This window comes from Ruegeria sp. D6 (assembly GCF_056534365.1).
Genome location: NZ_JBQFPH010000001.1, coordinates 1,246,242 through 1,265,714, shown reverse-complemented (window position 1 = coordinate 1,265,714; position 19,473 = coordinate 1,246,242). Strand labels below are relative to the sequence as shown.

General features: G+C 56.5%; 18 protein-coding genes. 7 read left to right on the top strand and 11 right to left on the bottom strand.

From position 1 onward, the window contains the following. The first annotated feature begins 25 nt into the window (after positions 1-25). Both ndk and rpiB read left to right on the top strand, forming a co-directional pair. Positions 26-448, top strand: a complete 423-nt coding sequence (gene ndk, locus ACR0A1_RS06315; protein WP_008757405.1) for a nucleoside-diphosphate kinase — start codon at positions 26-28, stop codon at positions 446-448. A gap of 118 nt (positions 449-566) precedes the next feature. After that, the gene (gene rpiB, locus ACR0A1_RS06310; protein ID WP_170563093.1) at positions 567-1,016 is read left to right on the top strand and encodes a ribose 5-phosphate isomerase B; all 450 of its coding nucleotides are present in this window, start codon (positions 567-569) and stop codon (positions 1,014-1,016) included. Here the strand turns inward: rpiB and ACR0A1_RS06305 are convergent. Next, entirely contained in the window at positions 1,013-1,360 is a 348-nt protein-coding gene (locus ACR0A1_RS06305; protein ID WP_170563089.1) for a TfoX/Sxy family protein, read from the bottom strand. The genes rpiB and ACR0A1_RS06305 overlap by 4 nt on opposite strands. A gap of 92 nt (positions 1,361-1,452) precedes the next feature. On the opposite strand from ACR0A1_RS06305, the gene ACR0A1_RS06300 reads away from it, so the two are divergent. Then, positions 1,453-2,676 carry a cytochrome P450 gene (locus ACR0A1_RS06300; RefSeq protein WP_480866677.1) on the top strand — a complete coding sequence of 408 codons (1,224 nt, stop codon included), beginning with the start codon at positions 1,453-1,455 and terminating at the stop codon, positions 2,674-2,676. 35 nt (positions 2,677-2,711) lie between these two features. Here ACR0A1_RS06300 and ACR0A1_RS06295 read toward each other — a convergent pair whose 3' ends face one another. The 8 genes from ACR0A1_RS06295 to ACR0A1_RS06260 form a co-directional block, all read right to left on the bottom strand. After that, entirely contained in the window at positions 2,712-4,118 is a 1,407-nt protein-coding gene (locus tag ACR0A1_RS06295) for a sensor histidine kinase (RefSeq protein ID WP_480866675.1), read from the bottom strand. Then, positions 4,075-4,755, bottom strand: a complete 681-nt coding sequence (locus ACR0A1_RS06290) for a response regulator transcription factor (protein ID WP_170393316.1) — start codon at positions 4,753-4,755, stop codon at positions 4,075-4,077. The genes ACR0A1_RS06295 and ACR0A1_RS06290 overlap by 44 nt, the downstream gene beginning before the upstream one ends. 163 nt (positions 4,756-4,918) lie before the next feature. Continuing rightward, positions 4,919-6,355, bottom strand: coding sequence for a DegQ family serine endoprotease (locus ACR0A1_RS06285; protein WP_480704618.1), 1,437 nt, complete (start codon positions 6,353-6,355; stop codon positions 4,919-4,921). A gap of 746 nt (positions 6,356-7,101) precedes the next feature. Then, positions 7,102-7,716, bottom strand: a complete 615-nt coding sequence (locus ACR0A1_RS06280) for a nucleotidyltransferase family protein (RefSeq protein WP_480866672.1) — start codon at positions 7,714-7,716, stop codon at positions 7,102-7,104. A gap of 31 nt (positions 7,717-7,747) precedes the next feature. Beyond that, on the bottom strand, positions 7,748-10,165 hold the full coding sequence (locus ACR0A1_RS06275) for a GcvT family protein (RefSeq protein WP_480866670.1): 2,418 nt from the start codon (positions 10,163-10,165) through the stop codon (positions 7,748-7,750). A 105-nt stretch (positions 10,166-10,270) separates the two neighbouring features. Then, positions 10,271-11,578, bottom strand: coding sequence for an HlyC/CorC family transporter (locus ACR0A1_RS06270; RefSeq protein WP_170393312.1), 1,308 nt, complete (start codon positions 11,576-11,578; stop codon positions 10,271-10,273). Positions 11,579-11,641: 63 nt separating this feature from the next. Next, entirely contained in the window at positions 11,642-12,598 is a 957-nt protein-coding gene (locus ACR0A1_RS06265; RefSeq protein WP_480866668.1) for a site-specific tyrosine recombinase XerD, read from the bottom strand. A 2-nt stretch (positions 12,599-12,600) separates the two neighbouring features. Then, complete coding sequence (locus ACR0A1_RS06260; protein ID WP_170595840.1) at positions 12,601-14,127, bottom strand: hypothetical protein; 1,527 nt, start codon at positions 14,125-14,127, stop codon at positions 12,601-12,603. Positions 14,128-14,345: 218 nt separating this feature from the next. On the opposite strand from ACR0A1_RS06260, the gene ACR0A1_RS06255 reads away from it, so the two are divergent. Then, a complete protein-coding gene (locus ACR0A1_RS06255; protein WP_170393308.1) occupies positions 14,346-14,933 on the top strand; it encodes a shikimate kinase in 588 nt (195 codons plus the stop codon). Further along, positions 14,933-16,045, top strand: a complete 1,113-nt coding sequence (gene aroB, locus ACR0A1_RS06250; protein ID WP_480866666.1) for a 3-dehydroquinate synthase — start codon at positions 14,933-14,935, stop codon at positions 16,043-16,045. The genes ACR0A1_RS06255 and aroB overlap by 1 nt, the downstream gene beginning before the upstream one ends. A gap of 3 nt (positions 16,046-16,048) precedes the next feature. Here the strand turns inward: aroB and ACR0A1_RS06245 are convergent, their stop codons facing one another. Beyond that, positions 16,049-17,119, bottom strand: coding sequence for a site-2 protease family protein (locus ACR0A1_RS06245; RefSeq protein WP_170510331.1), 1,071 nt, complete (start codon positions 17,117-17,119; stop codon positions 16,049-16,051). A gap of 18 nt (positions 17,120-17,137) precedes the next feature. Continuing rightward, positions 17,138-17,623: a single-stranded DNA-binding protein gene (ssb, locus tag ACR0A1_RS06240; RefSeq protein WP_170393305.1), complete on the bottom strand. Its 486-nt coding sequence runs from the start codon at positions 17,621-17,623 to the stop codon at positions 17,138-17,140. Positions 17,624-17,830: 207 nt separating this feature from the next. Here ssb and ACR0A1_RS06235 point away from each other — a divergent pair, with 207 nt between their 5' ends. Further along, complete coding sequence (locus tag ACR0A1_RS06235) at positions 17,831-18,409, top strand: lytic transglycosylase domain-containing protein (RefSeq protein ID WP_170405293.1); 579 nt, start codon at positions 17,831-17,833, stop codon at positions 18,407-18,409. Positions 18,410-18,496: 87 nt separating this feature from the next. Beyond that, a complete protein-coding gene (locus ACR0A1_RS06230) occupies positions 18,497-19,459 on the top strand; it encodes a LuxR C-terminal-related transcriptional regulator (protein ID WP_170405297.1) in 963 nt (320 codons plus the stop codon). Positions 19,460-19,473 lie beyond the last annotated feature (14 nt).

Sequence of the window (19,473 nt, the reverse complement as noted above, 5' to 3'; positions counted from 1 at the left end):
GCCCTTAAGTCAAGGAGAGGCCAATATGGCACTGGAACGCACATTCTCGATCATCAAACCCGATGCAACCCGCCGCAACCTGACTGGCAAGATCAATGCCAAGTTCGAAGAAGCTGGCCTGCGCATCGTTGCGCAAAAGCGCATCCACATGACCAAAGCTCAAGCTGGCAAGTTCTATGACGTGCACGCCGAGCGTCCATTCTATGACGAACTGTGCGAATTCATGTCGTCGGCCCCTGTTGTTGTTCAGGTTCTGGAAGGCGAAGGTGCCATTGCCAAGAACCGTGAAGTCATGGGTGCAACCAACCCTGCAGACGCAGCACCTGGCACCATCCGCGCCGAGTTCGCTGAATCGGTCGGTGAAAACTCGGTCCACGGTTCGGACGCTCCGGAAACTGCCGCGGTTGAGATCGCCTACTTCTTCTCGGGCATCGAACTGGTCGGTTAATCGGCCGTCAGATCACAGCTTTAGGCCGTACCCCATATCGGGTGCGGCCTTTCTTATGAGGGCAGAGCTCAAGAGTGTTTGTCCGCATTGCTTTAGTCGACAGGAGCGAAATGCCGTCATGAGCACAAACAAACGCATTGTTCTTTCCAGTGATCACGCTGCAATCGACCTCAGGCAGGCTATCTCTGCTTACGTTGAATCCCAAGGTTGGGAGGCCGTAGATATCGGTCCGACCACATCGGAAAGCACTCATTATCCCGAACACGGAGCCGCCGCCGCACGCCTCGTGGCATCGGGTGATTGTCGCTTTGGTATCATCCTGTGTGGCACCGGGCAGGGCATCATGATAGCGGCCAACAAAATCAACGGCGTCAGATGTGGTGTTTGCAGTGATGTCTTTTCGGCCCAGATGATCCGGCAGCACAATGACGCAAACATGCTCTCGCTGGGGGCGCGGATTCTCGATGAAAAGCAAGCACTGGAAATCACGGCTGCTTTCCTGACATCCGAATTTGAAGGTGGTCGCCACGCAATGCGGGTCGATATGATCGGGGCGCTCGAAGCCTAGTCTGCCGCCAAATCCTTGGCCGATATACGCACCCCCAAAGCATCAAGATCGGCAATCATCTGATGCTTTGGTGCTATGCTGACTCCGGCCTTGATCGCATCGAACCGTTCGCGCAAGGCCTTCTTTTCCTCGCCCTTGCAGTCATTCCAGGGGCGACCTTGCAAGCCCATGACCAATACATAATAGCCGATGAAATGAGGGCGCGTTCCGGCCTGCAATAGGCGCGAATAAGCCTCGTCTGCTCCCAACGCGCGCAACTCCTGAGCTGTCATAATGCCCGCTCGTGCGCAGGCTTGTTCGAATGCCGGGCCAAGATTGCGGATGGAGGAGATCGGATCAGACATGCCTTGTCTTATCCCGCCCGAAGCGGCCTGTCACCCGCTCAAGGTTGTTTGCGGCTTCCCTTTCCGCTACCCAAGCATTGGAGGGGTCAAGAATGAACGATCTAAGCCTAGAGAATGTCGCGCAAAATCTGGACCTGATGAACCCGCCCGAGGGGTTTGTCGACGACCCGTTCCCCTTTTACGATGCACTGCTTGAGCATGCGCCAGTATTGCGACAGCCGGACGGTTCCGTGTTGTTGTCACGCCATGCGGATCTGGATGCCATTTATCGCAACACGACGCTTTATTCCTCGGATAAGGAGGCGGCGTTTGGCCCTAAATTCGGTGTTGGCTCGCCGTTATTCGAACATCATACAACTTCATTGGTGTTCTCCGACCCGCCTTTGCACACGCGTGTGCGCAAGATCATGACCTCAGCCCTGACGCCCCGGGCAATCGCGCGGATGGAGCCGGGTCTGATCGAAACCGTTGATACGCTGCTGGATGATATGGCGGGCAGGGGGCAGGTTGACCTGATCGCGGATTTTGCTTCGACCATTCCGATCCAGATCATCGGCAATCTGCTGGATGTACCGATGAACGAACGCGCGCCTCTGCGCGATTGGTCGTTGGCCATCCTTGGTGCTTTGGAACCCGCTTTGACAGAAGCTCAGCTGGAAAAGGGCCACACTGCTGTTCGCGAATTCAAAACCTATCTTCAGGATCTTGTTGCCCGTCGTCGCGCAAATCCGGGAGATCCGGAAACAGATGTTCTGACACGTCTGATCCGAGGCGAAGGCGCGGACGAGATGCTGAGCGAGATTGAGCTTCTGCAAAACTGTATCTTTATCCTGAATGCGGGTCACGAAACGACCACCAATCTGATCGGCAATGGGCTGGCGCTGCTTCATGACTATCCAGAACAACGCCAAAGACTACTGGAAAATAGCGAATTGATTGCCCCGGCGGTTGAAGAGGTCTTGCGCTTTCGGTCACCCAACCAATTTGGCAACCGGGAAACCACGGAGGACGTTGAAATCCGAGGACATCAGATCGCCAAAGGAACGAACCTGCATCTCTGTATCGGGGCAGCGAACCGTGATCCCGAGGTGTTCGCCGACCCGACCCGATTTGACATCACACGCAAGCCGAACAGGCACCTGGCCTTCGCGGGCGGGCCGCATGTCTGCGTTGGCCTGACTTTGGCGCGCCTTGAAGGTCGTGTTGCACTGGATCGATTGCTGAAGCGATTTCCCGATTACCAGATTCAAGGAAAACGGGTGCAGGGCGGTCGCATTCGTTTTCACGGATACGCGTCGTTGTCTGCACTTATATAATCTGTTCAATAATCTAGTAGATGTTCTTCATGTAATTACGAATTGCGTGACAACTTCAGAGTTGTCTCAAGCCCTGGCTTCCGGTTACGCGCAAGAAATGTGCCGCCGTGCATATGCGAAATTGCCGCCACAAGCGCCAGTCCAAGACCAGCATTGCGCCCGGTCCTTGCAGGATCAAGCGTGACAAACGGCATCTGCAATCGAGGCAGATCGCTTTCTGGTACGCCAGGGCCCCGGTCGCGAACGCTGAGTAAAGCATAGTAGCCGTCGTCTTGAATTTCGATGGTGATCGCTGTGCCGGGCGGGGCGTAGCGCATGGCGTTTTCAAGAAGGTTCGACAGCGCTTGAGACAGCAAAGGGCGGTGGCCTTGGATGGGTTTCGCGTTTCCAACGACCTCGAGTCGGATGTTCTGATCAGACGCGACAGGTTCGTATAACTCAACCACATCACCGACCAGTTGCAAAAGCTTTACCGGTTCAAATTGTTCGCGGCCCAGACCGGCCTCGGCGCGCGAAATCTCGGTCAGTTGGCTGAGAACGCGCAGCAAGTGGTCAATCTCTCCGGTCGCGCGCGCCATGTCGATCTCGCGATCTTGATCGCTTTTGCCGGGCTCAGCCAGGGATTCGACCCTTTGCCGCAGCCGCGACAAGGGAGAGCGCAGGTCATGAGCAATCGAATTGGAGGTTGTGCGCAGGTTGCTGATCAGTTCTTCAATACGATCCAGCATGTTGTTCAGTGTGCCTGCGACCTGATCGAATTCATCGCCCGTGCCACGTAGAGGCATGCGCAGAGCTAAATCGCCGGAAACGATATTGTCGGCTGTATTGGCGATGTCTTTCAGTCGTGAAAACACCAGCCGGGTCAGCAGCCAGCCGGTCAACAAACTCAGCGCCAATGCAGTGGCAAGTGCCAGTGCAACAGACCGGAACAGAACCCGGTCGAATTGCTGTCTGGCCAATGAATCACGCCCGACAAGCAGCCTTTCGCCACCCGGCAGCCGGACCGAAGCGGCAGAGATCGGGACATATTGATCCGTATCTTCTTTGCGAAGCTGAAGGTCGACCCAGCCGCTACCCGGAGTTATCCCTTCCGGCCAATGCGTCAGGTTGCCCGCCAGTTTCGTGCCTTGCCGACCTGTCAGCAAGTACAAGGCATCCCGCTCAGCCGCTGTCGGCAAGCGGCGGTCGATGGCCGAGATCAACCCGATCATGCCACGCCGTTCATATTCATCTGCCAGGCCCGTAAGCTCGGCCTGAACGACCGAACGCGTCTCGCCTGAAATCGTGCGATTGGCCGTAAAATACACCATCGTCAGAACGGTCGCCGTCAGCAAAGTGCTAAGCACCATGCTGGCCAGAACCAACCGAGTACGAGAGTTTTTCAGCGACAGGCGCAGGTTATCCATCCGAAACCATGTATCCGGCGCCTCGGACTGTTTCAATCACCGGGTCGGCTCCGTCTTCATCAAGCTGGCGGCGCAGTTTCGAAATATGGACGTCGACCACGTTGGTGTTCGGGTCAAAGTGGTAATCCCACACACCTTCAAGCAACATCGTGCGCGAGACGACGCGGTTTTTTCGGCGCAGAAAGAACTCCAGAATTTGAAATTCGCGCGGGGTCAGGGTGATTTCACGACCGTTGCGCGTGACCTTGCGGGTCAACAGATCCATTTCGAGATCGCGGCAGGCAAGGGTAGGCGTTTCTTCGGCTTCTTGCGGTCGACGCAACAGGGCTTCGATCCGGGCATGAAGTTCCTGGAATGAAAATGGTTTGACCAGATAATCGTCTGCGCCCGCGCGGAGGCCTTTGACTCGCTCGTCCACTGCACTCATGGCGGTTAACATCAGAACAGGTGTTTTCAACCCAGCCGCACGCATTGACTTAATCAGTGATAACCCGTCCAGCCCGGGAAGCATTCGGTCCAGTACGACCGCATCAAATCCGCCGTCAGTTGCGTGGTACAGGCCTTCGCGGCCATCTGATGCGACTTCGACAACATAGCCTTCTTCACCAAATCCCTTGGCAATGAAGTCCCGTGTGTCTTGGTCATCTTCAACGATCAACAAGCGTCTGCTCATGGTCAGGGCTCCTTCCCAATGGGATTTAAGCACACATACTCTTTGAAAAAAACATGCCGGGTGCAAAGGTGCACCCGGCTGTTCCGGCGGCACGTGGACAATCCGTGCCTGCCAGAATAAGCGCTCCAGATTTCCCCATCATGTGGCGCGCTTAGGTGTAGGGTTAGGCGATTTCGACCGCGACGAAGATCTGGTTGCCACCGCGATTGATCAAAACCAGAGCTGGATCCGTCTTTTCGTTCTCCAGCGCTTCTTTCAAAGCGTCTGGCGTAACGGTATCCAGATTGCCCAGTCGAACGATCACATCACCACGCTGCAATCCGGCCTTGGCCGCAGGGCTTTCGGGCTCCAGATCGGTGACAACAACACCATCGATGTTCTCGGCCACGCCAATCTCGGCGCGGGCGGTTTCGGTCAGCGGTGCCACGGTTACGCCCAGCGACGTACCTTCGAACTTGTCTTCAACCACGCTATCGGTCGCCGCCGAGGCTGACTGATGCTGACCGATTGTCAGTTCGATCTGTTCTTCTTTGCCATTTCGAAGAACAGTCAGCGTGCTATCAGTACCTACCTTGGTCGTGCCAACCAGGATCGGAAGATCGCTACTGGAATCAACGGCTTCGTCATTGAAGGTCAGGATCACGTCACCTTGCTGCAGTACGCCATCGGCCGGGCTGTCAGGTACAACATCCGATACCAGTGCACCTGTTGCCGTATCGATACCCATCGCAGCAGCCAGTTCGGGGCTGACATTCTGGATCGACACTCCCAACCAACCGCGGCTGACCTCGCCGTCATCGCGCAGATCAGCCGTGATGTGATCTACAATATTCGAAGTCACCGCAAAGCCGAGCCCGACTGAGCCGCCGCTGGGCGAATAGATCGCCGAGTTCACACCGATCACCTCACCATCCATGTTGAATAGCGGACCACCCGAGTTGCCTTTGTTGATTGCAGCATCGGTCTGGATGAATTCGGCGTAGGGGCCTTCCGAAATATTGCGCCCCTTCGCGGAAACAATACCGGTCGTAACAGTTGCATTCAGGCCAAACGGGTTGCCGATGGCGACGACGTCCTCGCCCACACGAATGACATCGCTGTCACCCATTTGAACGGCTTGCAGGTCTTCTCCTGCGTCGATTTTAAGCACGGCGATGTCCGTAAGCGGATCTGTACCAACGATTTCAGCTTCGAACGTGCGGTTATCGCTCAGACGTACGGTCACTTCGCTGGCGTTGTCGACAACGTGGTGGTTGGTGACGATGTATCCTGCCTTATCCAGCACAAAGCCTGATCCCAAACCCTGGCTGGGGCCTCGCTGCGGCATGTCAAATCCTTCAGGACCGCCGAACCGCTTAAAGAACTCGCCAAAGGGATGGTTTTCGAGGTCGAACTCCTGACCTTGTGTGGGGCGCGGTTTGGCATCTTGCTTGGCGGTGATCGTGACCACCGAAGGCGAGACGGTTTCGACTAGATCGGCCAGAGCCTCGTCTGCCATTGCGGGCAGGGCGGTGGTGGCCATCATGGCCGCACCCAGTGCGGTAGCTCCCATCCAGCTGGATGTGCGTGGAATAAGCAGTGAGGATTTACGGATGCTCATTTTGACTCCTGTCTATTTCGGCGGTTGATCCCGCGCATTGAGACAGGAGATGCACTGGCAACCTTGGGATATCCTGAGAGAAATATTAAGAAACCTTAATTTCGCCACGTTTTGCCGCTTTAATGACTCCGTTCAACGTGCTCGGGTAGCAAGAATCAGCTTGGGTACTATGTGGCGAATCGGTGGATTGTTGCCGATAAAGTCAATAATTTCGAAAAAGCATTGAATTGATTCATTTTTGTTAACAAAGAAACGACGCTTTTGCGGTCTCAAAAATACTTCTCCTAAAAGTTGCGTGAGATGGAGTGTTCAAATTTCGAACACGCCCGTCGATGCCTTTGAAATAGGTAAGTTAGCAGTATTCTAAGTGCGCAACTGACGGAAACTTCTGGAAAAAGTATAAGACGATGCAACCATTGGTAGAATCCAGAGTGTTGCATTGTTGCTCAAAAGCCAGTGCACCTGCGCTGAAATTTACCATTTCATCCAATTTTACATTGTTTGAACGCATCGGATCAGCGACATTGGAGTTGCCCAAGTGAGGGGGGCCTTAGGCACTAGGGGGTGTCAAAGGCGCATCTCAGTCTCCATAGCGCTGAGCGGCATGTTAACGAGGGGGTCTTGTTTAGGTTCAGCAGCACAACGTCGGGAAGCCTGATTGGCGATCTGACCGCGCTTTAGAGATTGGTGAAAGTGGTAGTCCTGTTTTTGGGCATGCGACCCGGTCATTATTGACCGGGTCGCGTTTATTTGAGGGGCTGCTTTTGCGGTCGGCCCGCATTCCAACGGGTCCAATCGGCGGGTGTATCCAAATCAAGCAGCGCATTCTGGGCGGGCAGGCGATGCAGATGAACCTTGCCCTTGTAGCGTTGCACGACAATCTGCGCGCCGCTGTCACCGTTCAGTTCCGAAAGCTCTGAAAATAGAGAACGATCAAAGACGACAGGATGGCCGGGAGCGCCTTCGTCAGTAGCCCCACGCCATATCAGATTGTCAGGGTGGGTTTTGACTGATCGGAGAACGCTGTTCAGGTCTTGGGTTGTGAGGTCCGGAAGGTCCGATAACAGGATCATGACCGCAGGTGCATTTGCTGGAACGGAGGCCATTGCGCCTCTCAAACTGGCATTCATGCCTTCTTGCGCATTTGGGATTTCGACCAGTTGAACATCGAGGCCCTGTAGCACCGTATATCGGGGATGTGGGGCCGGGGGCAGGGCGATGATAACTTGACCTGCGGCAAGCGCCCGCTGAGCCACTCGGCGCAGAAGCGGCACGCCTTCAATCGGTTGCATTAACTTATCAGCACCACCCATGCGGCTGGATTGCCCGGCAGCGAGCAGGATGATGGGAATCTGGGTCATTTCGCAAGCATGCCGTCGGTGGATGATTAAGTCATCCCCGCATTCTTGCGCCATCGGGATCGAAAAGTGGGGTCGTGATGACACGCGCTTTGTGCATCTGACCTAGAATTTCAATTTCAACCGCACGTCCCTCGGTGGCCTGTTCAGTCGGGAGGAACCCCATGGCAATCGACTTGCCCGCAAAGTGCGAATACCCACCAGATGTACAGAAGCCGACAACAGCGCCGTCTAACCAGATCGGTTCGTACGCGTTTACATCCGCATCTGCCGCGTCGACCTCAAAAGCCACCAAGCGGCGATCAACGCCAGATGCGCGCTCGGCCTCGGCCGCTGCTCGGCCTATGAAATCACTGTTCTTGCAGAATGAGATGAACCGATCCAACCCGGTTTCTGCCGCTGTATAGTCGGGTGAAAACTCTCGCATCCACGAGCCAAAGAACTTGTCCAGACGCAGACTCATCATTGCGCGCATGCCAAATGGGGTCATGTCATGGGCTTGACCCGCTTGCCACAAACTCCACCAGAGTTGCCGTTGGGCCATTGGGTCGCAATAAATCTCATAACCCAGATCGCCGGTATAGCTGACACGCTGAACGATGCAGTCCGTCATGCCAATTGTCATCTCGCGCACGTCGAGGAACCTGAGCGAGGTGACTGCTTCTCGGGTGCAGGCCGACAAAACCTCGGTGGCCTTGGGGCCTGCGATCTGAAACCCATTCAACCGGTCGCTGATGTTCTCGATGCCCACGCCATGGTCCTGGTTTTGCAGGAACCAGCGCGTATGAAATGCCTGACTGCCGTATGAAGCGGTCAGGTGAAACAGGTCGTCGCCCAAGCAGGAGACGGTGAAATCCCCGATCAGCTTACCTTTATGCGACAACATTGGCGTCAGTGAAACGCGGCCTGGTTTGGGTATGCGGCCCGCCATGATGCGATCCAGCCATGCACGAGCACCGGCACCGGTAATACGGTATTTTCCGAAATTGTGGACTTCGTTGATCCCAACACCTCCACGCACGGCACGAACTTCGCGGCCGGTGGCCTCAAAGGCGTTGGAACGGCGGAACGAGGGTGTCTCGAAATCCGGTTCATCGCCTTGGGCAAAGTAGTTTGGTACTTCCAGCCCGTATTGCTGCCCCCAAACGGCACCGAGATCGCTGAAGATGTCGTACATTGGTGTTGTTCGGTTGGGACGCGCTGCAGGCAGTTCCTCGTTCGGATAAGCGACGCTGAACCGCTTCTGATAGTTCTCGATCACCTTGGGGCGCGTATAGCCCGGGCTGATCCAATCGCCAAACCGCGCCACATCCATGGCAAACACATCGCGTTCGGGTTCGCCTTCGATCATCCATTGAGCAAGGGTCAAGCCAACACCACCGCCTTGGCTGAAACCGGCCATGACACCGCAGGCTGACCAGTAGTTCCGCACGCCAGGCACCGGACCGACCAGAGGGTTGCCATCCGGGGCAAAGGTAAACGGCCCATGGATGACGGATTTGACACCCGCCTCAGCGAGAACAGGGAAGCGTTTGTAGGCGAATTCGATGCTATCGGTGATCTTGTCGAAGTCATCGGGCAGCAATTCATGGCCAAACTCCCACGGGGTGCCGTCGACCGCCCAAGGCTTGCAGGGCTGTTCGTAGAAGCCGATGCACAGTCCACGCCCTTCCTGCCGCAGATAGCTTTCGCCAGCGGGGTCCATCACATGCGGGTGCTCGCCACCTGCGTCGATGATGGCCTCGATCTCGGGTATGTTATCGGTGACCAGATATTGATGCTCCATCGGATGCAACGGGAAATAGATCCCGGCCATCGCACCGACCTCGCGCGCCCACAATCCGCCCGCATTGACGATATGTTCGGCGTGAACTGTACCCTTGTCGGTCACCACGTCCCAAGTTCCGTCCGGGCGCTGGTTGGTCTCGCGCACCATGCAATGTGTTTCGATCGTAGCCCCGCCCATACGCGCGGCCTTGGCGTATGCGTGTGTTGTACCCGACGGATCAAGATGCCCGTCCAGCGGATCATACAGCGCACCAAGGATGCCATCGGTGTTGGTGATCGGAGCAATTTTTTTGATCTCCTCAGGCCCGACGATCTCGGTCTCAAGACCCATGAATCGGTGCTTGGCGCGTTCGGCGAGCAACATGTCGAACCGGTCTTGATTGTCGGCCAGCGTGACGCCGCCGACGTGGTGCAGTCCACACGACATGCCCGTGATCTCTTCCAGCTCTTTGTACAGCCGGATGGTATAGCCCTGCAGGGCGGCCATGTTTGTGTCACCGTTCAGGGTGTGAAACCCGCCCGCCGCATGCCAGGTCGAGCCGCTGGTCAGCTCTGACCGTTCCAGCAGCATCACATCCGACCAACCGAGCTTGGTCAGGTGATAGAGGACCGAGCATCCGACAACGCCGCCTCCGATAACTGCGACACGGGTGGTGGTTTTCACGATGTTTCTCCCTCGGCTTTTGGCCGAGCCTGCCGAGGGCTCTGGCGTATTACTGTTCCGTTCGCGACACTGCGCGTCGTTTGCTGAATACGCGCGCTGTAGGGCTTAGAGAGGACGAACCTTGAGGGCGGTGATCCTGTTGCCTTCGCGGGCCGTGACCTCAAATCGGAAACCGTGGAACGAGAATACTTGGCCCACAATGGGGATCATCTGAGCCTCGTGGATCACCAAACCGGCCAGCGTGTTTGCTTCTTCATCCGGCAGCGACCAGTCAAGCGCGCGGTTGGCGTCGCGGATGGTCATTGCGCCTTCGACCAGATACTGTCCGTCGTCAGATCGGGTAACGGGGACATCTTCGTCGATGTCGAACTCGTCTGCGATCTCGCCCACGATCTCTTCCAGAATATCTTCCAGCGTGATCAGCCCGCGCAGCGATCCATATTCGTCAACAACAAGCGCGAAATGGCTGTGCATGCGAAGAAACTCACGCATTTGGTCGTCCAGAGTGGTGGTTTCGGGCACGAAATAAGGATCGTTGGCAACCTTCGCGATGTCGAAATTCTTAAGCCGCTCTGGATCACCATCCGCGCCGCCTACCTGTGCATACATTGCGCGGAACAAGTCTTTGGCGTGCACGACACCCACGATGTTTTCCTGTTCTTCACGGAACACAGGCAGGCGGGTGTGTGGGCTTTCCAGACACTGTTTCAGGATCGCCTCGGGTTCGTCATCCGCATCGATCATCTCAATATTCGAGCGGTGAAGCATGATCTCTTCCACCGCGCGGTCGCCAAGATCGAGCGCGCCCAGAATACGGTCGCGATCTTCTTTTTCGACCACACCTTCGGAATGGCCCAGTTGCAATGCGCCAGCGATTTCTTCACGGACCGCAAGGATGTTGCTATCGGGGTCGATCTGTACGCCGAACAGGCGCAATACACCGCGCACTAGCAGTCGGACGGCAGCCACCACCGGCGAGAACACCGTTACGACGACGCTGATAACGGGTGCCACCAAGGCGGCGGCTTTTTCGGCGTTGGTAATCGCGTAGGTCTTGGGCAGCACCTCGGCAAAGATCAGCACCAGAAGGGTCATCACGAGCGTCGCCAGCGCCACACCGCTTTCGCCGAACAGGCGAGTAAACAGGGCGGTTGCCAACGAAGCGGCAAGGATGTTGACAAGGTTGTTGCCGAGAAGGACCGAGCCGATCAGACGTTCGTTATCATCGGTGATTTCCAGCGCTTTTTTCGCCCCGCGCGAGCCTTTGTCAGCCTGCGCTCTCAGCTTGCCACGCGATGATGCGGTCAGCGCAGTTTCGGAGCCCGAGAAAAAGCCCGATAGGACAAGGAGAAGAAGAATGGATCCTGTCGTGATCCAGAATGCGCCATCAAGCAGAGAAGGAGTGGGTTCCATTGGTCCTAGGTTGTTCGTGTTGCTGCATTCGTTATGGGGGTGCGGGCCCGGCCAATCAAGGGGTTAGCCCTGATCTGTGGAGTCGTCTTTGGCCAGCGGGTGGTGTTCCAACACCAGTTCCGACAGGCGTTCATCCAGAACATGCGTATAGATCTCGGTCGTCGCCACATCTGCATGGCCCAACAGCGTCTGGATCGAGCGCAGATCCGCGCCATTGGCCAGCAGGTGCGTCGCAAACGCATGGCGCAGCGTGTGAGGTGTGACTTTTTCAGGCGAAACACCGCCTTCGACGGCCAGTTCCTTGACCAGCAGAAAGAAGCGATGCCGCGTCAGGTGCCCGGATTTCCCGCGCGACGGGAACAGGAAACGCGACGCTTGTCCTCCCTTGGAAACGGCTTTTTCCTCGGCCGCATCGCGGGCTTGCAGCCAGTCTGCCAACGCCTCGCGGGCAGGGGGGGACAGCGGAACCATCCGCTCTTTCCCGCCTTTGCCGAGAACCAGCAGCATGCGCGGATCACCTCTGGCTGAACTGACCGGCAGCGATACCAGTTCTGTCACCCGCATCCCCGTCGCATAGAGCAGTTCCATCAGGCACGTGTTGCGAATTTTGTCTGCGTCGGAACGACCCGTGCGCCGCGCTGCTGCAAGCAGGCGGTCAACTTCGGGCACGTCCAGTGTCTTAGGCAATCGCTTGGGGCGCCCTGGTCCCTTGATCTGGATGGCCGGGTTGCTTTCGCGCCAGCCTTCTTCGAAAGCAAATCGATACAATTGTTTGATCGCCGACAACCGCCGTGCCCTTGTCGAGCGCGACAGGCCCTGCGCATCGCAATCGATCAGGTAACCTTCGATCCGATCGCGATCCGCTTCGGAAAAGCCCGATTTCCGACGCGTCAACCAATCAGAGAAATCTTTCAGATCCCGGCCATAGGCGAGCAGGGTGTTGGTGGCAGCGCCAAGCTCGGCAGCTTGCGCTTCGAGGAAGGTGGAAATCCACAGCTCCTGAGACGCGGGCGCGGTCATGCTCAAGCCCCGTTCAAGATCATCAACTGCAACGCGGCCCGACGTGCGGTGTCTTCAAGACCCACGCGGCGGAACGCAGCGATTGCAGCGGTCAGGTCGACCAGATTGCCGCGCGCGCCATGGGCGAACAATTGCATCGTTTCCAGAATGGCTTCGCCCAATTGATCGTTACTCAGCAGCCCGTCGATATCCGAAGGGATGGGCGCGGACCAGGCAAAGCCCTGCGAAATGGCATCCGCCAGAGGGGTTGGCGACGGCGCGCGTTGCGGATCGCCCTGTGCCAGGGCGGCCAGAAACATATTCGCATCGGAACCTTCGGGCACATCTTGCGCCGCGTCTTCATAAAGCTCGGACAACAGCAGAATACGCCACCGCAGATTCTTGGCGGCCGAACCTGATAGTTTCATTGCTGCCAGACGCGGGGCAAAAAGTTCGGCAAACGGAACCTCAAGCCCGACGGTTTTCATCTGAGCCCAGACCTCAACAAGAGTTTTGGAAACTGCCTCGGGATTTCCGGTTTCCAATGCGGTTTCGAACCGTTGGATGGCAGCCACGCGGTCCCAGACAGCACCCGAAGCAGCCGGCGAACGTTCGGTATATAGGCCAAGCAACTGATTGGGTGTCAGCGCGCCAATCCGCGTCAATCGTTCAGCAGCTTCGACCTGAGCTTTCCAGCCCGCCACATCGCGCAGATCGGCATTGGCGAACGCCCGTGGCAGTGAAGCCGTGGGCAAACGTTCACCAATGGCTTCGAACAGACGGAACGTAAGCGGATTCGGGTCGTCGGGCTGAGGAAGATACTCAGCCCCTTCGAACAATTCCGGGCTGAGAAAGCGATCGAGCAAGGCAAGCTGGTCTTCGGGAAGCACCTGCAGCGCATGAGCGGCTTCGAGCGTCAGCGCGGCTGAGGCCCAATCTCCACGACGGGCCTTGCAGAATATCTGCGCCGCGTAATCCCGAGACAAATTCGGCTGCGCGATCAGCGCGGTGCAACTCCGGTCTTCGTCACCCGTCAGCAAAGTTGCATCGAACCAGCGTTTGAAACGAGCTTGCGTATCGGTCGGACCGGCCAGCTGAACCAGAGATTGTACCGGATCGGATGCGCCCAATTGCATAAGGCGGTCCAGTCGCGCCATCAGCAATTTGTCTTCTGCCTGTCCTCCGCTCGGGGGACGTGCCTCGGAAAGGAGCAGGGTGAACAGCAGCCGCTGCATTGCGGGGTTGGACTTGACCCGCACCTGCGCGATCAGTTCCGCCAACCGATCCGCATCGCTGTTCTGCCACAAGTTGACCGGCAGACCTGTGACGGAAGAGGCCACCAAACCCAGCGGTGGCGACAGCGCCTCAAGCGGGGTGACCTGAATATCCGGCTGCAACCCTGTCTGGGTCACAGGCGGTTCCATCAGCACTGTGCCCGGTAGATTTTCTGGGGGGTCGGTCAGCCAGTCAATGATCGACAAGGGCTCCGTCGATTGTGCGTGCGCAGTTCCGGCTAGAAAAACCGCCAGAAGAGTGGTTCTAGTCGGCATTCAAGATGACCGGTTCGCGGACTTCACTTTGAGGAGCGGAAAAGTCCGCACCAAAAAACGGCCCGACATAGGCATACCCAACCAGCCCGATGAAACACAGGCAGATGAGGTAAATCAGGAACTTGATTAAACGGCCCATGGGTGAACGCTGCCTCAATTTTTGCTTTTGCCCAAGTTATAACTAGCATTTTTCTTAAGATCACGTCATTCACGACGAAATGAGCGAAATTAAGCATAACACGGTGCGTTCCGACACAGCCGCGCAGTTTCAACTGCACAAAACCGTCGTTTTGGTCGGAATGATGGGGGCTGGAAAGACTGCGGTGGGCCGGGCTCTGGCGGCTCGGCTCGGCGTTCCCTTTCTCGATAGCGATTCCGAGATCGAATCGGCAGCCAACATGACCATCCCCGAGATATTTGCCCGTGATGGCGAGGCGTTCTTTCGCAGCAAGGAAAGTCAGATCATCGGGCGGCTTCTGGACGAGGAAAAAGGCATTCTGTCGACTGGAGGCGGCGCGTTTCTGGCAGAAGGCAATCGAAAAATGATCTCAGATCGTGGTGCATCTGTGTGGTTGCGGGCCGATCTGAACGTGTTGTGGAATCGCGTCAAACATAAAGACACGCGCCCATTGCTGCGTACGGCAGACCCGTATGCAACGTTGCGTGGTTTGTACGAGGCGCGCGTGCCGATCTATGAACAGGCCGATCTGGTGGCTGACTCAGATGGCGAAACCGCAATCGAAGATATGGTGGATCGGGTGATTGCCGCATTGGTGACGCGCCCGGATATATTGGAACGAATTTAATGCATCAAACCGTACATGTTGATTTGGCCGAGCGTTCTTATGATGTAGAGATCGGCCCCGGCCTTTTGGCGCAATCTGGGGAACGGATTGCTCCACTGATAAAGCGTAAGCGTGTCGCGGTTCTGACGGATGAGACTGTCGCGGGCCTGCATCTGGATGCACTGCGTGAAGGCCTGGCCTCAGCCGGGATCGAGATGAATGCTCTGGCACTGCCAGCGGGTGAGGCCACCAAAAGCTGGCCGCATTTTGAGCGCGCGGTAGAATGGTTGCTGGCGGAGAAGGTCGAACGGAACGACATCGTCGTTGCGCTAGGAGGGGGTGTGATCGGTGATCTGGCGGGATTTGCTGCAGCAGTGATGCGGCGCGGGGTACGCTTTGTTCAGATACCGACTTCGCTGCTGGCACAGGTCGACAGCTCGGTTGGCGGCAAGACTGGGATAAATGCGCCACAGGGCAAGAACCTGATTGGAGCGTTTCACCAGCCGTCACTGGTGTTGGCCGACACGGACGTGCTGGGTACGTTACAGACGCGGGACTTTCTCGCTGGATATGGCGAAGTCGTCAAATATGGACTGTTGGGCGATGCCCAGTTCTTTGAGTGGCTTGAAGATAACGGGCCTCTGTTAGCATCCGGCGACATGGCTGCGCGCGTGCAGGCCGTCACACGCTCGGTTCAGATGAAGGCCGATATCGTGGCACGCGACGAGACCGAGCAGGGCGACCGGGCGCTGCTCAATCTGGGTCATACTTTCTGCCACGCGCTTGAGGCCGCAACGGGGTATTCCGATCGGTTACTGCACGGCGAAGGCGTTGCGATCGGGTGCGCGCTGGCGTTTGAAACTTCTTCTCGCTTGGGGCTTTGCCCGCAAGAAGATCCAAGCCGTGTCAGGGCGCATTTGCGCGCCATGGGCATGAAGACTGATCTGGCCGATATTCCGGGTGAACTGCCGGATGCAGAAACACTGGTCGATCTGATGGCGCAGGACAAAAAGGTCGTGGATGGCCAGTTGCGTTTCATTATGGCACGAGGCATCGGGCAGGCATTCGTCACTTCAGAAGTGCCGCGCGAGACAGTGGTCTCGGTGCTTGATGATGCGCTGGCCGCCTGCTGAGATTCAGCGCCCCTGGATTACCATCAACTCGCCGATGTTTTCGCGGGTGATATAGCCAACCATGTGTCCCGATTTGGTGCATACAGCAATTGCGGGTGCACCTTTATGCAGGCCATTCAAAACTTGGTCCAATCCGCTGGTGAGTGCGACTTGTGGTATGTTCTTATCCATAATCGACGCTGCAGGCTCGGATCGGGGATGGTCGCTTGCTAACGCTGCGAACAGTCGGTCACGGGTGACAAAACCCAAAAGGCTGCCATCCTCGGCCAAGACCGGAAACTCGTGCTGGGTCGTATGAATGACTGCTTGAGCCGCCGTCGCCAACGTATCATCGGGCGACAACGCCTTGAACTCGGTGATCATCGCATCCCGGGCCTTAACACGCCGCGCAACTGAACGTAGCGCAACGTCCTGATTTTCGGAATTCGCGGCAATGAAGACAAATACGGCGATCAGAACCAGGATCGGGTTGCCAGAGGTCAGCCCCAGAAAACCAAGCCCGACCGCTACGATCTGACCGCCAAGGGCGGCGATCCGCGTGGCCTTGGCACGTTCCATCTTCATACATAGCAAAGCGCGGAATACACGCCCGCCGTCCATCGGAAATGCCGGGATCATGTTGAAGGCCGCCAGCAGCAGATTCACATAGGCCAGACGGCTCAATAGGTTCGTGCCTGCCGAGTCGATCTGGGCCAGCGATCCAAGTTGTATCCCCGCGCCTAAAACCACGAGGATGGCCCAGATGACGACGTTTACGGCCGGGCCTGCTAAGGCGACCCAAACCTCCTGCATCGGTTTTTCTGGCATCCGCTCAAGACGTGCCAGTCCACCGATTGGCAGCAAAGTGATATCAGGGGTGCGAATCCCGTATCGCTTTGCCATGAGCGCGTGACCGAATTCATGCGCGACGACACAGGCAAACAAAGCCAGAACGAACAGGATGTTGTTGAGCGCAGCGGGCCAACCGCCGCTGGAATACGCTGCAAAACCAACCCAGGCGAGCAGCAGGAAGAAGGTGACATGGACCCTCAGTTCCGAGCCGAGCAATCGGCCAAGTGAGAAGGACCATGCCATGTTGTTTCTCCGTTTGGTTTAGAACGGAATCTCGTCGTCATCGATGCCGCCGGATGCAGGGGCAGGGGCGCTGGACTGACCGCCATAGGGATCACCATAGCCTCCTCCGGCCTGACCACCGCCATAGCCACCACCGCCGCCACCGCCTTCACCGCGGGCATCCAGCATAGTCAGCTCGCTGCGGTAAGGGCGCAGGACAACCTCAGTCGAATAGCGATCCTGCCCCGACTGATCCTGCCACTTGCGGGTCTCTAACTGGCCCTCGACATAGACTTTGCTGCCTTTACGCAAATACTGCTCGGCAACGCGAACCAGAGGTTCCGAGAAGATGGCGACTGTGTGCCATTGGGTTCGATCCCGACGCTCACCAGTGTTGCGGTCTTTCCATGTCTCTGACGTTGCGATGCGCAGGTTGCACACCTTACCACCGTTCTGGAACGACCGCACCTCGGGGTCGGCACCGAGATTGCCGATCAGAATGACCTTGTTGACTGAACCCGCCATATATTCCCTCGTTTTACTCTGACTGGATGGCGCCCGAATCTGGCGCTGTATTCTGGTGCTGACCCTATACGGGCTACGACTTGGTTGAAACATGATTGATCGTGCAACGCTGAGCAGGAAAACATTAGGACTGTCTTAACCAAGCTTTCATTTCCGGCTGATTTAACTATAATCTGATTGGTTGTTGAGGGTGCAGGATTGGCATTAATGCGTTTTCTGGTCGGCGGTATCTCGGTATTGGGTCTTTGTCTGACGTCGTTTGCGACGCAGGCAGAAACGCTGTCCACTAAGAATCGTAAGGCGATATTCCTCAAGCAATCCAAGGTTTTGGATAATCGGGCCGCTACGCAATATCGCGGCTCTGAACGGCTTAAACCCAAGACCGAGCGTGGGAAATTCGTCAAGCGTTACACTGGTAACTATCGGGGCCAGTATCTCGATCATGCCAGAAAAGCAGCGCGGCAACATAATGTGCCGGAAGAACTTTTCCTGCGACTTGTTCAACAAGAAAGCGGGTGGAACCCGAATGCCAAATCCCACAAAGGGGCGTTGGGTCTTGCGCAACTGATGCCCCAGACCGCGCGGCTGCTTGGCGTCAATCCGCACGATCCGATCCAGAATCTGGAGGGTGGTGCGCGTTATCTTTCCTGGCAATACCGCAAGTTCAAGTCCTGGCGCCTTGCACTGGCAGCTTACAATGCAGGGCCCAAAGCAGTTGAAAAGCACGGCGGAATTCCACCCTACAAGGAAACCCAGAACTACGTAAAAGTGATCTGGGGGGGCTAGCTGCGCCGCAGCGTGTCTGTTTCTTGATCTACCGCCAAACGCTGTCCTAGTCTGATTGGATAACCTTTCGGACTTGTGCGAATTACGATGATCCAAGATCGACCCAACATACCACCCGAAACAATGGCGAACTGGCAGCGTTTGGTCGACCTTGTTTCGCAGCTGGCCGATGTGCCCGCCACTTTGATCATGAAGACCGAAGCGCCGGATCATGCGGTTCTGATCACATCGGATCATCCAGAAAACCCATACCCGGTCGGCATGAATTTTCGACTGAACCCCAAGCTCTATTGTCAGGGCGTTCTGGAACGCGACGGCGAATTTGTTGTCGAGGACGCAACATGTGACCCGGCCTGGAGCGACAATGAGGACATGGAGCATGGCATGTCCTTCTATATCGGTTTTCCGCTGAAGTGGCCGGATGGTTCGGTATTCGGAACAATCTGCGTCTTGGACCGTCACCGCAATCGCCGGGCCTTGTTGTTTCGTGAAGGTTTGGCACAGTTTGCGCGCATGGTTGAATCGGATTTGGCTTTGATCCAAGAGGTTTACCTGCGTCGAGCGCTGGAAGTGAAGTTGAATGAAACTCTGGCGCAACTGGAGCACCGCGTCGCGGCGAGGACGCGGGAGCTGCAGGAAACAAACACGGCGCTACGGGTGCTGTTGACCAGTTTGGACGACGATCGGAAAGACCGGGATCAGGATATCGTAGATCAGGTTCGCACGATGGTGTTGCCTTATCTGGACAAGTTGCGCGGGCTATTGACCGAAGGCGACGCCTCGCAAGTTTATCTGGAATTGGCCGAGCGCAATCTGCAAGAGATTACTTCAATGATTTCCGACAAACTATCGGATGCGTTTTCGGTCATGACGCCGACCGAGATCGAAATTGCTCAGCTGGTCATGTCGGGCAAAACCACGAAAGATATCGCCCGGGCCATGTCGCGCGAAACTTCTACAATTGATTTTCATCGGAATAATATTCGTCGAAAACTTGGCCTCGAAGGCCGTGACCAGAACTTGCGAAGCCATCTTTTGTCGATTTCGTGATTTCTGAATATGGG

What these genes read in the sequence shown, in the direction of transcription:
- ndk (WP_008757405.1), top strand. Translation starts at nt 26, where the DNA reads ATGGCACTGGAACGCACATTCTCGATCATCAAACCCGATGCAACCCGC.
- rpiB (WP_170563093.1), top strand. Translation starts at nt 567, where the DNA reads ATGAGCACAAACAAACGCATTGTTCTTTCCAGTGATCACGCTGCAATC.
- ACR0A1_RS06305 (WP_170563089.1), bottom strand. Translation starts at nt 1,360, where the DNA reads ATGTCTGATCCGATCTCCTCCATCCGCAATCTTGGCCCGGCATTCGAA.
- ACR0A1_RS06300 (WP_480866677.1), top strand. Translation starts at nt 1,453, where the DNA reads ATGAACGATCTAAGCCTAGAGAATGTCGCGCAAAATCTGGACCTGATG.
- ACR0A1_RS06290 (WP_170393316.1), bottom strand. Translation starts at nt 4,755, where the DNA reads ATGAGCAGACGCTTGTTGATCGTTGAAGATGACCAAGACACACGGGAC.
- ACR0A1_RS06285 (WP_480704618.1), bottom strand. Translation starts at nt 6,355, where the DNA reads ATGAGCATCCGTAAATCCTCACTGCTTATTCCACGCACATCCAGCTGG.
- ACR0A1_RS06280 (WP_480866672.1), bottom strand. Translation starts at nt 7,716, where the DNA reads ATGACCCAGATTCCCATCATCCTGCTCGCTGCCGGGCAATCCAGCCGC.
- ACR0A1_RS06270 (WP_170393312.1), bottom strand. Translation starts at nt 11,578, where the DNA reads ATGGAACCCACTCCTTCTCTGCTTGATGGCGCATTCTGGATCACGACA.
- ACR0A1_RS06265 (WP_480866668.1), bottom strand. Translation starts at nt 12,598, where the DNA reads ATGACCGCGCCCGCGTCTCAGGAGCTGTGGATTTCCACCTTCCTCGAA.
- ACR0A1_RS06260 (WP_170595840.1), bottom strand. Translation starts at nt 14,127, where the DNA reads ATGCCGACTAGAACCACTCTTCTGGCGGTTTTTCTAGCCGGAACTGCG.
- ACR0A1_RS06255 (WP_170393308.1), top strand. Translation starts at nt 14,346, where the DNA reads ATGAGCGAAATTAAGCATAACACGGTGCGTTCCGACACAGCCGCGCAG.
- aroB (WP_480866666.1), top strand. Translation starts at nt 14,933, where the DNA reads ATGCATCAAACCGTACATGTTGATTTGGCCGAGCGTTCTTATGATGTA.
- ACR0A1_RS06245 (WP_170510331.1), bottom strand. Translation starts at nt 17,119, where the DNA reads ATGGCATGGTCCTTCTCACTTGGCCGATTGCTCGGCTCGGAACTGAGG.
- ssb (WP_170393305.1), bottom strand. Translation starts at nt 17,623, where the DNA reads ATGGCGGGTTCAGTCAACAAGGTCATTCTGATCGGCAATCTCGGTGCC.
- ACR0A1_RS06235 (WP_170405293.1), top strand. Translation starts at nt 17,831, where the DNA reads ATGCGTTTTCTGGTCGGCGGTATCTCGGTATTGGGTCTTTGTCTGACG.
- ACR0A1_RS06230 (WP_170405297.1), top strand. Translation starts at nt 18,497, where the DNA reads ATGATCCAAGATCGACCCAACATACCACCCGAAACAATGGCGAACTGG.